At 28.1% G+C, this 14,641-nt stretch carries 13 protein-coding genes and 1 pseudogene; 9 read left to right on the top strand and 5 right to left on the bottom strand.

The features are described from left to right. Position 1: 1 nt before the first annotated feature. On the top strand, positions 2-1,759 hold the full coding sequence (locus BHW04_RS09185; RefSeq protein WP_022211633.1) for a helicase-related protein: 1,758 nt from the start codon (positions 2-4) through the stop codon (positions 1,757-1,759). Positions 1,760-1,860: 101 nt separating this feature from the next. Here the strand turns inward: BHW04_RS09185 and BHW04_RS09180 are convergent, their stop codons facing one another. The 4 genes from BHW04_RS09180 to BHW04_RS09165 all read right to left on the bottom strand — a co-directional run bounded on the left by BHW04_RS09180 (position 1,861) and on the right by BHW04_RS09165 (position 5,572). Beyond that, positions 1,861-2,046, bottom strand: coding sequence for a hypothetical protein (locus tag BHW04_RS09180; RefSeq protein WP_022211632.1), 186 nt, complete (start codon positions 2,044-2,046; stop codon positions 1,861-1,863). A gap of 135 nt (positions 2,047-2,181) precedes the next feature. Further along, entirely contained in the window at positions 2,182-4,101 is a 1,920-nt protein-coding gene (abc-f, locus tag BHW04_RS09175) for a ribosomal protection-like ABC-F family protein (RefSeq protein ID WP_022211631.1), read from the bottom strand. A gap of 181 nt (positions 4,102-4,282) precedes the next feature. After that, positions 4,283-4,900, bottom strand: a complete 618-nt coding sequence (locus BHW04_RS09170) for a DUF4397 domain-containing protein (RefSeq protein ID WP_186834693.1) — start codon at positions 4,898-4,900, stop codon at positions 4,283-4,285. Positions 4,901-4,912: 12 nt separating this feature from the next. Beyond that, positions 4,913-5,572: a hypothetical protein gene (locus BHW04_RS09165; protein WP_302699419.1), complete on the bottom strand. Its 660-nt coding sequence runs from the start codon at positions 5,570-5,572 to the stop codon at positions 4,913-4,915. A 177-nt stretch (positions 5,573-5,749) separates the two neighbouring features. Here BHW04_RS09165 and BHW04_RS09160 point away from each other — a divergent pair, with 177 nt between their 5' ends. After that, entirely contained in the window at positions 5,750-7,042 is a 1,293-nt protein-coding gene (locus tag BHW04_RS09160; RefSeq protein WP_302699418.1) for an aminotransferase class V-fold PLP-dependent enzyme, read from the top strand. Between the two features lie 84 nt (positions 7,043-7,126). Continuing rightward, positions 7,127-7,531: a carboxypeptidase-like regulatory domain-containing protein gene (locus tag BHW04_RS09155; protein ID WP_022211627.1), complete on the top strand. Its 405-nt coding sequence runs from the start codon at positions 7,127-7,129 to the stop codon at positions 7,529-7,531. 51 nt (positions 7,532-7,582) lie between these two features. Here BHW04_RS09155 and BHW04_RS09150 read toward each other — a convergent pair whose 3' ends face one another. Beyond that, complete coding sequence (locus BHW04_RS09150) at positions 7,583-8,773, bottom strand: 6-phosphofructokinase (protein ID WP_302699417.1); 1,191 nt, start codon at positions 8,771-8,773, stop codon at positions 7,583-7,585. A gap of 221 nt (positions 8,774-8,994) precedes the next feature. Between BHW04_RS09150 and BHW04_RS09145 the strand changes: the two genes are divergently transcribed. The 6 genes and pseudogenes from BHW04_RS09145 to BHW04_RS09120 all read left to right on the top strand — a co-directional run. Then, positions 8,995-9,549, top strand: coding sequence for a manganese efflux pump MntP (locus BHW04_RS09145; RefSeq protein ID WP_022211625.1), 555 nt, complete (start codon positions 8,995-8,997; stop codon positions 9,547-9,549). Between the two features lie 215 nt (positions 9,550-9,764). Continuing rightward, positions 9,765-12,353 (top strand): 3'-5' exonuclease, encoded by a 2,589-nt coding sequence (locus tag BHW04_RS09140; RefSeq protein WP_302699416.1) that lies wholly within the window; start codon positions 9,765-9,767, stop codon positions 12,351-12,353. 91 nt (positions 12,354-12,444) lie between these two features. Beyond that, entirely contained in the window at positions 12,445-13,215 is a 771-nt protein-coding gene (locus BHW04_RS09135; RefSeq protein ID WP_302699415.1) for a hypothetical protein, read from the top strand. 16 nt (positions 13,216-13,231) lie between these two features. Beyond that, the gene (locus BHW04_RS09130) at positions 13,232-14,020 is read left to right on the top strand and encodes a Fic family protein (protein WP_302653068.1); all 789 of its coding nucleotides are present in this window, start codon (positions 13,232-13,234) and stop codon (positions 14,018-14,020) included. 21 nt (positions 14,021-14,041) lie between these two features. Further along, complete coding sequence (locus tag BHW04_RS09125; protein ID WP_368072957.1) at positions 14,042-14,326, top strand: histidine kinase dimerization/phospho-acceptor domain-containing protein; 285 nt, start codon at positions 14,042-14,044, stop codon at positions 14,324-14,326. Positions 14,327-14,358: 32 nt separating this feature from the next. Beyond that, positions 14,359-14,641 (top strand): annotated as a pseudogene (locus BHW04_RS09120) (transposase); the annotation flags it as partial.

The following is a 14,641-nucleotide window of genomic DNA, read 5'->3' as shown; positions in this document are numbered from 1 at the left end:
CATGAAAAAAAATGCTGCTCAAAGGGAGTTTAAAAAGTTAAAAGGGCAAATAGCAAATATTGAGGACATAATAAAGCATTCTAAGGCAGGAGCTTTAGTAGAGCAAGAAACGGCTCTTAGAAAGAAACTTAAAACCTTGAAGGAAATGGAAAATCAAGGATTTAGGGAGTATAAAGAAGTAGTAATGAAGTATGAAGAAGCTTTAGAAGAAGCAGCTAAAAAGCTTTTAGAAGATTATAATAAAAAGAATAAAACAACATTTGATTTCTATGATGTAATTGCTGGAAATTATAATTCATTTCTTAACTCTGGATTTATGACAGTACTTACTAAGCTTCATATTCCTAAAATAGTAGGTGAAGAATTTGAAAAGAATTTTCCTGAAAATCCTAAGGAAGAATATAAGTTAGCAAGAGCAATAAAAAGAAAAATTATAATTCATTTAGGAGATACAAATACTGGAAAGACTTATAATGCTATTGAGCGTTTAAAAAGTGCAAAGAAAGGAATATATCTATCACCACTTAGAATTCTTGCTTTAGAAAATTATGAAAAGCTTAATAATGAAGGCGTTCCTTGTGATTTAATCACTGGCGAGGAAGAAATAATAAATGAGAATTCTACTCATGTTTCATGCACTATTGAAAAAGTAAATTTAAATGAAGAATATGATATAGCTGTTATTGATGAAATACAGATGATTGGTGATAGTAGGAGGGGAATGGCTTGGAGTAGGGCTTTATTAGGGTTAAGATGTAAAGAGATACATGTATGTGGAGCTTTAAATACCAAGGAGTTATTAGAAAAAATCTTAACTGATTGCAATGATGATTATGAAATAAATGAATATACAAGAAATACTCCATTGGAAGTTGAATATAATAACTTTAGCTACAATGATACTAAAGAAGGAGATGCTATTGTGGTATTTTCTAAGAAGAGAGTTTTAGAAATAGCACAAAGCTATTCAGAGAAGGGCATTAAAGCAAGTATTATCTATGGAGATTTGCCACCAGAAGTTAGAAAAATGCAGTATGCAGAATTCTTAAATAAAGAAACTAAAGTATTAGTAACTACTGATGCCATAGGAATGGGGGTAAATTTACCAATAAGAAGAATTATTTTTATGTCAGTTTCTAAATATGATGGAGAGGAAGTTAGAGAACTTACATCACAGGAAGTAAAACAAGTGGCAGGAAGAGCTGGAAGAAAGGGAATATATGATGTAGGTTATGTAGCAGCTGTAGGTGGAACACAAGATTTACTTAAAGAAAAGTTAGAGATGAAGGATAAGCCTATAGAGAAGGCTGTTATAGGCCCATCAGATGCCATATTAAAGATAAAGAACTTACCATTAAATCAAAAATTAGCATTATGGAAGGATAGAGAAGAAAGCTTAGATTATTATACAAAGATGGATATAAGTGAATATTTATTAATACTTGAGAGAATTAAAAAGTATAAGTTAAAGGAAGTAGAACAGTGGAATTTAATAAGAGTTCCTTTTGATGTGTCTAGAGATGATTTAATGGAATTATTCTTATATTATGTAGATGAACTATTTGTATTAAAATACAAAGAATTAACAAAACCTCAATGTTTTGTAGGAAACTTAGATGATTTAGAAATATATTATCAGAAGATTAATATGTATTATTCATTTTCTAAGGTATTTAATTTGGATTTTGATGTGGAATGGGTCTATAATGAAAGAAGGAGAGTAAGTGAAGACATAAATGATATTCTAGTAAGAATTTAAATTAATTAAAAGTAAATGCATTAAGATACAATGATTTATCTTAATGCATTTTATTTTTAAAATTACATTTTATATGTAAAATATTAAGTTTAGAATAATTATTAGATTCTTTTTATATAATCTAATAGTTCTTCTTCAGTTGAAGTTTCAATTAATTCGTCATTAATATAAGCAACAAATTTTTGTCCGCATTGACCGATGCATCCAACTTCAACATTTTCATCACCAACAATTGTTTTAATGGCATCGATATCAACATTAGAACAATATCTGCATATTCTTATCATAGAAAGCACCCCCTAAATATTATTTTTCTTTAGTAATAATTTTTGCTTACTATATGCCTTAAGCAAGATTATATTATAACTAAATAAAAAAAAATTCAAGTGTTTTTTATGTGATAAATAAAAAAATGCTGAAATTTATTCAGCAAGTTTTTCCCATTCTTCATAAAGAGATTCCAGCTTACTTTCAGCTGAGCGTATTTCTTTATTAACCCTATTGCTTTCTTCAGGGTTAGAATAGACGCTTTCTAGGCATAGTTGATTTTGAAGTTCTTCTAAAGTTTCTTCTAATTCGCTAATACTTTTTTCTATATTTTTAATTTGAAGTTTTAATGCCTTTGCTTCTTTATCAGCTTCTCTTTTTTTCTTTTTTTCTTCTTTTATTTGTGTTTTTGTTTTACCAGCAGCTAATTCCTCATATTTATGGAAGCGGTTGGGGTTTTCCTTCTTTTCTTGATAATAGCTATAATTACCAAGGTATTCAGTAATTCCACCTTCCGTAAGTTCTAAAATACGATTTATAACCTTATTTAAGAAATATCTATCATGAGATATGATCATTAATGTGCCATCATATTGAAGGATGGCATCTTCTAGTGCTTCTCTAGATAGTATATCTAAATGATTTGTAGGCTCATCAAGTAAAAGCAAGTTTGACTTAGAAAGCATAAGTTTTAATAAGTTAATTCTACATTTTTCTCCACCACTTAATTTACTTATTTCTTTAAAAACATCATCACCAGTAAATAAGAATGAGGCAAGTACACTTCTAAGCTTAGCTGTAGTCATATTAGGGAATTCATCCCAAACTTCATCTAAAATAGTTTTTGACATGTCAAGACTAGACTGCTCTTGATCATAATAACCTACATTTACATTGGTACCTAATACTTTTAATCCGCAATCAGGTTCAATTTTATCCATTATTATTTTAAATAATGTTGTTTTTCCTCTACCATTTTCACCTATTAAAGCTACTTTTTCTCCACGTTTTAAATCTAATGAAAGATTTGTAAAAAGCATCTTATCACTATAGGATTTCTTCAAGTTTTCAATATGTAAAACATCATATCCGCTTTTAACTTGAGCTTCAAATTTTATCTTAGAGCTTTCTTTATCAGTAGGAGGAGCATCAATCTTATCCATTTTTTCTAGGGCTTTTTCTCTACTTTCTGCAGCTCTAATGCTTTTTTCACGATTGAAAGAACGGAATTTTTCAATTATAGCTTCCTGTCTTTTAATTTCTGCTTGTTGAAGATCATATGCTTTTTGTAAAGCTTCATATTTTTTCTTTCTTTGTTCAAGATATTTAGTATATGGAACATTATAAGTTTCAACGCTTCCACCGATTACTTCAAAAGTTTTATTTGTTACAGAATCAAGAAAGAATCTATCGTGGGAGATAACTAGCACAGTTCCTTTATAGCTTTTTAAGTATTCCTCTAACCAAGTTATTGCTTCTAAATCAAGATGGTTGGTAGGCTCATCAAGAAGTAGTATATCTGGTTTTCTTAAAAGAAGCTTACATAAAGCTACTCTTGTTTTTTGGCCACCACTTAGAGTAGATATTTCTTTATCAAAAAGTTCTTCTACAAAACCAAGTCCATTTAACACTCTAGATATTTCACCTTTATAAATATAACCACCTTTATGTGAATAGATGTCTTGAAGAGTAGTATAATCTTTTATTAATTTATCATGATAAGCTGCATTGCTAGCATCATAAGGCTCGTTCATTTTAACTTCTAAAGTAGCTAATCTATTTTCAATATTTAATAATTCTTCAAAGACAGATAAGGTTTCTTCATATATTGTTTTTGAAGAATCAAGAGATAAATTTTGTGATAAGTATCCAAGATTACTGGTTTTATCTATAAATACTTCACCAGAATCTTGGGAAAGCTCTTTAGTTATTATTTTAAAAAGAGTTGATTTACCTTCGCCGTTTGGGCCTATTACACCAACTTTATCTCCTTCATTTATAGAGAATGTAATGTTTTTTAATATATCTCTAATACCATAACTTTTACATATATCTTTACAACTTAAAACTATCATTATATTTAACCTCCATATTAAGTAGAGTCGTAATTATTATACTATAATAAGAAATTTAAAGCTATTGTAAAAGTAAAGTAATAATCTAAGGTGGAAAAATAATTAATGAATATTTATGAAAAATAAAATTTAGGAACTGTGTTATTTGAATATTTAATTCAATTACAACAGTTCCTAAGTTTTATTGGTAGTCTACAGTAAGAAGATATCCCAGTTTTGGAGTATCATTAAATAGACCAATTATATAAATGGTATAGAAGTTGCCATTATCAAAAGAAATATTATTTATATATTTTTTAACGCTTTCATCTGAAGCAATGGTAACTTGTAAATTATAAATTCCAGAAGAAATCATATAGTAGCCTGTAGTTTCCAAATATTCCACACTATTAAAAAGCTCCGTATTGTTAGGCAACGAAAGGCTAAGCAATGGAGAATTAGGAGAAAGATTCATAAACCTAAGGAAAGTAGATATTTTGGTGGAAGGAACATTATCATCTTTAAGCCTAAAAAGATATAAGTTATCTTGTAATGTAACCACTGATATTGTGTAATTTGCACCATGAGTGATTGCTATATCTTGAGAAAGTAATGGTTTATCATAAGTACATGCAGCATATAATTGGAATTGGTAGCTACCAGCTGGTAGAGCAGAATATTTAGTCAGTTGGCTAAAGGATACATTTCTAGCAATGAGATTACCATTGGCATATATATCAATAGCAGTAGCAGTTGGAACAGCATGAAGTATTCTAATATTAGAATCAATAACAGGTGCATTTCTATTAAATAAACTCATTTAATCACCTACTTATTTATGTTCTAAAGTTATTTTAATAATTTTTTTAATTATTAAGGATGCAATAGGAAGTGGTATTCTGTAGGCTTTTAAGGTAGAAAGAATAGCAGAATTATCAGTTTTTATGCATTTAAATATATCATCAATTTCCTTATTAGAAACAGAATCCCTAGAGTCATCACCAGAGAATGATAAGTCAAAATTTCTTAAAATATCTAATGGATTTATAGAAGGAAGATAGTAACTTATATTGCGAGAATCGTTAGTATTATATGAATATAAATTATCAGAAGATGTTTCAGATGGAAATTCATTATTTAAGATATTTTCATTAAGTGACGTAATAGGTATAGTATTGCTGGTATCCATTGAAGGAATATTATTAGGATAAGGCATTGGTGGATAATATCCTGTGGTGTTATTGGAATTTAAAGTAGAATTAAGCAATGATGAATTAGTCATTAATGGACTATATTTAGATGAAGTTAATCCTAGAGGAGGGAAGCCTATATAAATATTATTACAATCACTATTTATGGAAATCCCATCTAAAGTATTTGGTGGAGTAATTGAATTTAGCTTCTCGTTGCCTATATTCAAGGAAGGATTAATATCTAAAGGTGTAAATTTTAAATCATCATTATTATTATTTTTTACTTTTTTCTTCTCCATTTTCATTTTTATCCTCCAGAAATAATTTATTAATAATGTATGAAAAAAATAATTTATCTGTTACTTAAGTTTATGAATGAGGCTTTATCCTTAGAAGTTTATAATAAAAATATAATAAAAATAGGTAGTAGCAATGTCAAATTAGAATGAATAGTATGTAAGGGAGGGGAGAATGTCATGCGTAGAGATAATATAGATGAAATTAGAAAATTATTTATAGGTTTAGACAATAAGATTGTAATTAATGGAAAAAAACAAATTATTCCTATAAATTTCGATAATGCCGCTACTACTCCAGTTTTAAAAAAAGTTATGAGAGCTGTATTAAAAGCTAGTGAAAATTATGGATCTATTGCTCGTGGCGATGGACAAAAATCACAGTATAGTAGCGATTTATATGAGGAATGTAGAAGATACGTTATAGATTATTTTAATGCACCTCTAAATAAATATACAGCTATATTTGTAAGTAATACCACTGAAGGAATTAATAAATTGTCTAATATTTTAATTGAAAATAAAGATGATATAGTAATAACCAGCAGAATGGAGCATCATTCTAATGACCTTCCCTGGAGAGATAAGTGTGATTTGAAATATATAGAAGTTGATGAAAAAGGTCGCATAATCATGGAAGAGTTAGAAGAAATGTTTAATATTTATAAAGAAAGAATAAAGTATGTAACTATTACAGGTGCTTCTAATGTTTCTGGATATATTACTGATATAAGAAAGGTAGCTAAATTAGCTCATAAATATGGAGCAAAGGTTATAATTGATGGAGCTCAATTAGTACCACATAGGGAAGTAAATATGTGTGGAGAAGAAGATGATGATTATATAGACTTTTTAATATTTTCAGCACATAAGGTATATGCACCATTTGGTAGTGGTGCAATAATAGGTTTGAGGGATGAAATAGAGAAGTATCCACCGGATACCAAAGGTGGAGGAACTGTAGAGAGAGTTTTAGATGATCATTTAATATGGCTATCTACACCTGAGAAAAATGAAGCAGGAAGTCCAAATTTTTTCGGTGCAGTTGCATTAATGCAGGCTTTAAAAGAAATGAATAAAATTGGACTTGGGTTAATTGAAAATAATGAAAAGAAATTGCTGAAAATGTTGATTGATGGAATGAAAAATTTTCCAAGAGTAATTCTGTATGGTGACAATGAAAATATCGAAGATAGATTAGGGATAATGGTGTTTAATATAGATAGATTAGGATATGAGATGGTTGGAGAATATTTAGCTAGTATTAGAGGTATTGCAGTAAGACAGGGAGGATTTTGTGCACATCCGTATACACGAAGGCTACTTGGTATAAAGAGTGATGAAATAGAAGAATATATTGCAAGAAATGGTATGCCAGGAATGGTAAGGGTTAGCTTAGGAGCATATAATTCAGAAAAAGAAGTAAATATATTTTTAGAAACTATAGAATATATATGTAAAAAATGTTTGTAAATAATAATATATTTATTGCATTAAATTCACCCTTTTTGTAAATTTATCATACTTTATAGTATAACAACTTAGGAGGGAAATGTTATGAGCGGAAGAATAGGTAGTTGTACTTTTTCAACTGGGTGCAATCAGCAAATAAATGCTATAGCAAGAATAGAAAATGAAGATAGATGTGCAATATTAGGTACTGTAGTTAATAATTCTGGAAGAGCAATAGCAGATGCTGTAGTTGTATTATTAAAAGTTACTGATAGATGTTCAATTCCAACACCAATAACTCATACTTTTACAGATAGATATGGCCAGTTTGTATTTGGACCTTTATGCCCTAATACAACTTATATGCTAAAGATATATAAAGATGATATTAATGTAGATAATATCAATCTAATTTGTAATTGCCAAGTTGGTTCATGTTTAGGAAACAACAATTGCTGTTCTAATAGAAGCAGAGAGGGCTATAGAAAATCTGAAGATACTATTTTATAGAAATAAGTAAATAAAAGGCTCCAGTAATTAAACTAGAGCCTTTTGTTTATATTATTTATTAAATACCTTGAACTCTGGAAGAGGAGAAATTAGTGGTAGTAAATATTTAAGAGCTTGTGGTTCTATATGATTTCCCTTATCATTAATCCAGTCAGTTGGAAAGTATTTAATATTATTAGCAACTTTATCAGCTTCAATAAGTGAATAAGAAGTTTCATAGGGTTCATTAGAAGTTCTTTCAATTGTAACCATGTATCCACACTTTCCAGTAAGTGAATATTTTAATGCTTCATATCCAGCCTCATAAGCTTCCTTTAAATCTATTTCTGAAGAACAATGCATTGCACATCTTTGCAGTACGCCAAGCTCTAAAGACTTTACTCTTTTTGTTATGCCTGCATTTATAATAAGCTTCTTTAAGTAATTACCTACGCCACCTAATTGAGCATGCCCAAATTTATCATTGGCATCTGCTTGAATTTCAGAAATGAATTTTCCTTTTTTATCTTTGATACCTTCAGAAACAACTATGTATACTTGGTTTTGTTCTTTAAATTTATCTGTAACATCTTTTAAAAATATTTCAATATCAAAAGTTCTTTCTGGAAGATAAATAAAATCTGCAACTGACTTGCCATTCATTTGTGCTAATGCTCCAGCAGCAGCTAACCAGCCAGTATCTCTTCCCATGGTTTCTAATATGAATATACCATTGTTAGTATATACAGAAGAATCTAAATATGTTTCTAAAACTGAATTTGCAATAAATTGTGCAGCACTTCCAAAACCAGGAGTGTGATCTGTATACATTAAATCATTATCTATAGTTTTAGGAATACCTATAAATGTAATATCTATGCCAGTTTCTTTTGCATATCTACTAAGTTTGGCAGTGGTATCCATAGAGTCATTGCCACCTACATAGAAAAACGCTTTTATATCATTAGCCTTTAGTATGTCCAATAACTTGTCATATTCTTCAGTTGATTCATCTAAATCTTTCATTTTATATCTACATGAACCTAAGCCAGAAGATGGAGTAAATCTAAATTTATTAATTTCTTCATCGCTATGAGAAGTTAAGTCAATTATATTACCGTTTAAAATACCTTCAATTCCATTTAATCCTGCAAAAACCTTATTGTATGCTTTTAATTCTTTGTTTGCATTATAAAGTCCTACTACGCTTGAGTTTATTACAGAAGTCGGACCACCTGATTGTGCTATGATACAATTTGTCATTAAAATACACTCCTTTTCTATATATGCTATACTATTTAAAGTTAATTCGTAATACAATATATACTATACAACAAAAAATAGATAAATAAAAGTATTATTTTTATAACAAAATACAATATAATGTAAAAAAGTAAAAGTAAAATGAAAATATGTATCCAAGTAACATATGTAAAAATATTAGATAATACAATGTTATATAAGTATAATTTAGGAGTGTGCATATGAATATTAAAGATATTCTTATAGTTGGAGTAGCTTTGGCTATGGATGCATTTGGTATAACTATAAGTATTGGATTAAATAAACATGTAAATAGAAGCAAAAAAATAGGTTTCATTATATCTTTTGCATTATTTCAATTTTTATTTTTCTTTAGTGGCGCTATTATGGGCTTTTTATTTGAAAAATATATTACTGCAATTCCAAATATTATTGGAGGAATAGCCATAGGTATAGTAGGGGTAATGATGATAAGAGAGGGCTTTGAAAAAAATGAAAATGAAGATTTGGTTTTAAAAAATATTATGTATTTAATTTTAGGTGTCTCAGTAAGTATAGATGCCTTGGTAGTAGGATTTACTACAATAGGAACTACAATATCTTACGAAATAATTTTTCTTGATTCTATTTTTGTAGGAATCATAACTCTTATTATATGCACTGCAGGATTTTATTTTTGTCGTTTTATAAGAAGGATAAGTTTTGTTACTAAATATGCAGATTTTTTTGGAGGAATAATACTTATTTTATTTGCAATAAAAATGATATTCTTTTAAATAAAGAAATAATAAAATTTTTCTTTTATTGACACAAAATTGTAACAAAAACACTATAGGACTATTAACAATAGGAGCATTAATTATGTTAATGGATTATAGAAAAATATTACTGGAAAATAACACTTCCAGTAATATTTTTTATAATTTTATCTGTAGTTTATTTAATTTTAGATATAATTAAATGTAGTATATATTTTTTTGGAGGTGTTTTTGTGGCACTAAATAGAGAGCAACTTACAGTTATTAATGAATTAAGTGAAAATATTATGCTTTTAGCTTCTGCAGGAACAGGTAAGACTGAAACTTTAGCAAGAAGAGTTGCTAATATAATAGAAACTAAGAAGGCGCCTGGTGATGAAATATTATGTATTACCTTCACAAATAAGGCTTGTAAGGAAATGAAGGAAAGAGTGGAGCAGATTGTTGGTGCTGAAGGAAATAAGGTTAAGGTAAGCACTTTCCATAGTTTTTGCTTTGATATTATTAAGCAACAAGCTAAAAAGAGGACAGATATATTTACTGATTTTGTGGTTTTTGATGAAGATGATTGTATAGAAATAATAAAGACATGTAATTATTTTAACTTTCCTATTCCATTAATTCAAAGATTTTTAGATTTTATAAAGTTAGAAAGAGCAAGAAGAGATATTTATTCAGAAGATGAAAAAAAAGATTATGAAGAAGTAGTAAAGTTATCTTTTAAAGAAAATGAAGAGAAAATAAATAGTTTATGTTCAGATAGAGGTAATATAAATTTAAATTTAAAAAAATTTCTTAAGGAAAAAGGTCATATACTTATTAATAGTTATAATGGGACGTTACGTAATAATCATGCTGTTGATTTTGCCGATATAATTGTTAGTGTAAAAGAGCTATTTAAAGATGAACAGTTGATAGAGGCATTAAAAATCAAATATAAATATATAAATATCGATGAAGTACAAGATACTAGTTTATTGGAATATTCAATAATAGAAAAGATATTTGCCAATAACAATATTTTAATTTGTGGAGATATTTTTCAAACCATATATAAATGGAGAGGGTCAGAACCTGATAAGATATTTGACAAGTTTAAAAACAAATATAAACCAAAGGAAATTATCTTTGTAAAAAATTATAGGGCAACTAAGAATCTTACAGAGGCATCTTTATCATATTTAAAAAATGCCTTTGAAAATGAAGTAAATGAAATATATAAAGAAGAAATAAAGGCTTTTACGGAAGCTGAAGGTGAAAAGATTAAATATAAAGCTTTAAATAGCTCCATGGAAGAAGCAAGATTCATTGTGGATGAAATAAGAAGGCTACAAGCTAAAGGTGAAGATTTAAATAAGATAGCAGTACTAACAAGAGATAATAGATATAATGTTGAGCTTAGCAGAAACATTGAGAATATATTATCTAGAGAAGGAGCAGATTTTTCTTTTGCCTTAGTGGATCAGTTTAGATTCTTTAGAAGGCAGGAAATAAAAGATATTATTGCTTTTTTAAAGCTTATTGGCAATAAGAATGATGCAATTAGTTTAAAAAGAATTGTAAAAAGACTACCTACTGGTGTAGGAGATAAGGCTTTTGAGGCTATAGAATCTGATGAGTATAAATCAATAGGCATAAGCCTTTGTGATTATATTGATGAAAATACTGTTTTATTTGGTGAGAAATACGGGTTTTTAATCAATGAATTTGAAAATAATAATATTATTGTCTTTGATGTGGAAAGCACTGGTGTTGATGTTACTGAAGATGAAATAATTCAAATAGCTGCCATAAAGATAAATAAATATGGTGAGGTTACAGAAAAATTTGAAAAGTTCTTAAAGAATAAGAAGTCAGTAAAATCATCGGAGCATGTTCATGGCTTTAGTGATAAATTCTTAAGGGAAAATGGAGAAGATAAAGAAGTTGTATTAAAAGAGTTTATAGAATTTTCAAAAGATGCAATAATTGTAGGGCATAATGTACAATTTGATATAAATATATTAACTAGTGAATTAAGTAGATTAAATTTAGGAAAAGTAAAATTTAAAGGCTTTTTTGATACCTTAGATATTTATAAGAGATTTTATTCCAATTTACCTAATCATAAATTAGATACATTAAGCAGGATTTTTGAAACTGTTAACAAACCAAGCCATGATGCTATGGATGATATTTTAGCCACAAAAGAACTTTTAGTGATGGCAATAAAAAATAAGATAAAACCTACATCACTAGAGAGAATTGCTCATATGTCAAAGCATATGAAGGCTTTTACAGCTATAAGAAATAAGTTAAATGCTTTATTTATTAAGGCTGAATCTTTAAGACCATGTGATATTGTGGCTGAAGTTATTAATGGGTTTAGTATAAAGACCTTATATCCAGGAGAAGAGGGACGTGAAAAAATAGAGCGTCTGAGGGATTTTTATATGCTTTTAAAGGAGTTAGATGAAGAAGAAAAGAGCAATAGGGATGCTCTTATGGAAATAATTAAGATCACTGCATTATCTAATGGCGATTTAGAAGCACTTATTATAAATAGAAGCAAATTTCCTAAGATACCTATAATTACAGTGCATCAGTCAAAGGGACTAGAATATGATACGGTATTTTTAGCAGGACTAAAGGAAAATACTTTCCCTTCATATATGTCAGTGAAAGCAAATAATATTGATGAAGAAAAAAGGACTTTTTATGTTGCTATCACTAGAGCAAAGAAAAGGCTTTATATGACATGCAGTCTTGAAGGAGCTTATGGAAGAAGAGGAGAAGAAAGTAGATTCATAAAGCTAATAGATGATAAATACTTAAGCAATTAAAAATTGAAAATGAAAAATTAAAAATTAATGATGCAACTCCTAAGGCGTTGCTTAAGTTTAAAAGAAGAAAGATAAGTAAATAAGGTGTAAAATGAGCAAGATAAGTAAAGCAATAGATTTGTTAAAGACAAAATATAAAATGGCAATGAAACAAAAAGTATATCAGGGTGAAAAATATAAAGTTAAGTATATATTGGAGGAAAATAAAAATTCAGAAGTTTTATTAATTCTTTTTACTTCATGTACAGCTAAAGGTCAAAAGGCAAGATATAATTATATGAGAACCGTTGAAAAGTATGATGTCAATAAGCTTTTTATCTTAGATGATTTTGGCTTTGATGGACGAGGGGCATATTATTTAGGAAAAGATAAGGATTTTAAGATTGTAGAAGATGTACAAGGTTTGATAAATAGCATTTGCAATAAGATAAAGCCTAAAAAAGAAGTTTATATAGGTTCAAGCAAAGGTGCTTATGGAGCATTATATTTTGCTTTAGATAGAAAGAACACTTATGTTATTGCAGGGGCTCCTCAGTATATGTTAGGTAATTATTTAAATTTACCAGGTCATAAAGAAATTTTAGAATATATTATGGGAAATACATGTGAAGATTCCATAGAGTATTTAAATGTACTTATGAAGAAAAAATTAGAAGAAAGCACTAAAAATAATACTAAGATATTCTTGCATTATTCCAGTGAAGAGGAAACTTATGAAAGTGATTTAAAGCCCTTGGTTAATGAGCTTAATAAATTAAATTATGATTGTGAGTTTGATGTGATGAAATATAATAGTCATGCCGAACTTACAAATTATTTTCCTAAATATATTCGAAATTGCATAGAAGAAATAATATTATGATAGGGAGGTTAGTAAGATGTCAGAGGATTTTAAAGCTAGAGATGTTCAGTTTTTTACTAGTTTTAAAAAAGTAAAATTTAAAAGTTATAATGTGAAAAATTGTAGGCTTTCGCAAGATGAAATGATTAAGATTATAGAAACATACAGATATAGGCCATTTAATGATAGAATTGCATATTTAGAAGTATATACCTCTAATAAAATAGAAGGTAATACCTTAACAAAAGGGCAAACAAAAGCTGTACTTGAAGGAATTGCTCAAGATGCTGATTTAAGATCACAAACTGAAGTAATACAATTAAATAGGGCTATAAGAGATAATTTTTCTATAAATAATGATTTAAGTTTAGAACTTATCTGTAGAATTCATAAAGATATAACATTTAATACATTAGAAAATAGTGAATGGGAAGGAAAAATTAGAAGTAGTCAGGTATATATTTCAAATAGCCTAATTACTCCACCGCTAGCAGAAAAGGTTAAAGAGCAGTTAAATGAAGCTATAGATAGATTTAATAATAGTGATAAAGAGTTAATAGATATTTTTAAATTTAAGTTAGATTTTGTAAGAGTACATCCATTCATGGATGGTAATGGTAGGTTATCAAGGCTTATTATGAATGGTCTTTTAACTGCTAAGAGTTATCCAAGAATAATTATTAGAAACCAAGATAAAGGTTTTTACTATGATGCAATAGAAGATTCATTAAAAGTTGGTAAATATGATGCATGGCTTAAGTTTATGTTAACATATATGAAATTTATGTGTGAGTTAGAGGATACGTTTTTATTAGATATAGAATAAGGATTTTAAAGAATAAAGTGAATTTTAAAAGATATAATCAATGATATTTCTCATCAATTAAAGACTCCTCTTGTGGTACTTATATCTTATAATGATATATTGAAAAATCATGAAAGCATGTCAATAGAAGATAAAGATATATTTATTGATTTAAGTTCTAAGCAGTTAGATAGAATGGAATGGCTTATTAAAACCTTATTAAAATATGCCAGAATAGAAAGTAATGTAGTGAAATATAATAAAGATACAATACAATTAAATAATAGAGGCACAGAATGGCACTATTACACTGAAAAGTTAGTTTAATGAAGGAACTACGTTTTATATAACATTTTTAAAAAAACATAAATAAAACTCAAAGAGTTAGGAAGTTAGAAAAGAAATTATTAAGAGAGCAAAAAAGACTTTCAAGGAAATATGAAAGTTTAAAAATAAGAAATAAAAAAGAGAAGGGAGAAGCTACTAGACAAAATATCCAAAAACAAATAGCTAAGGTACAAATACTTTATCAAAGACTTAACAATATAAGAACTGATTATATAAATAAAGTTGTAAGTAATGTGGTGAGAAACAAACCATCTTATATTACGATAGAAGATTTAAATGTTAAAGGAATGATGA

Origin of the sequence: Clostridium sp. 29_15, from assembly GCF_001916075.1 — a bacterium.
Lineage (GTDB): Bacteria > Bacillota > Clostridia > Clostridiales > Clostridiaceae > Clostridium > Clostridium lentum.
The sequence above is the reverse complement of the archived record's forward strand: the minus strand, read 5'-3'. Positions and strand labels throughout refer to the sequence as shown.

Excerpts from the sequence above, each read along its gene's own strand:
- BHW04_RS09185 (WP_022211633.1), top strand. The coding sequence starts at position 2 with ATGAAAAAAAATGCTGCTCAAAGGGAGTTTAAAAAGTTAAAAGGGCAA.
- BHW04_RS09180 (WP_022211632.1), bottom strand. The coding sequence starts at position 2,046 with ATGATAAGAATATGCAGATATTGTTCTAATGTTGATATCGATGCCATT.
- abc-f (WP_022211631.1), bottom strand. The coding sequence starts at position 4,101 with ATGATAGTTTTAAGTTGTAAAGATATATGTAAAAGTTATGGTATTAGA.
- BHW04_RS09170 (WP_186834693.1), bottom strand. The coding sequence starts at position 4,900 with ATGAGTTTATTTAATAGAAATGCACCTGTTATTGATTCTAATATTAGA.
- BHW04_RS09165 (WP_302699419.1), bottom strand. The coding sequence starts at position 5,572 with ATGGAGAAGAAAAAAGTAAAAAATAATAATAATGATGATTTAAAATTT.
- BHW04_RS09160 (WP_302699418.1), top strand. The coding sequence starts at position 5,750 with ATGCGTAGAGATAATATAGATGAAATTAGAAAATTATTTATAGGTTTA.
- BHW04_RS09155 (WP_022211627.1), top strand. The coding sequence starts at position 7,127 with ATGAGCGGAAGAATAGGTAGTTGTACTTTTTCAACTGGGTGCAATCAG.
- BHW04_RS09150 (WP_302699417.1), bottom strand. The coding sequence starts at position 8,773 with ATGACAAATTGTATCATAGCACAATCAGGTGGTCCGACTTCTGTAATA.
- BHW04_RS09145 (WP_022211625.1), top strand. The coding sequence starts at position 8,995 with ATGAATATTAAAGATATTCTTATAGTTGGAGTAGCTTTGGCTATGGAT.
- BHW04_RS09135 (WP_302699415.1), top strand. The coding sequence starts at position 12,445 with ATGAGCAAGATAAGTAAAGCAATAGATTTGTTAAAGACAAAATATAAA.
- BHW04_RS09130 (WP_302653068.1), top strand. The coding sequence starts at position 13,232 with ATGTCAGAGGATTTTAAAGCTAGAGATGTTCAGTTTTTTACTAGTTTT.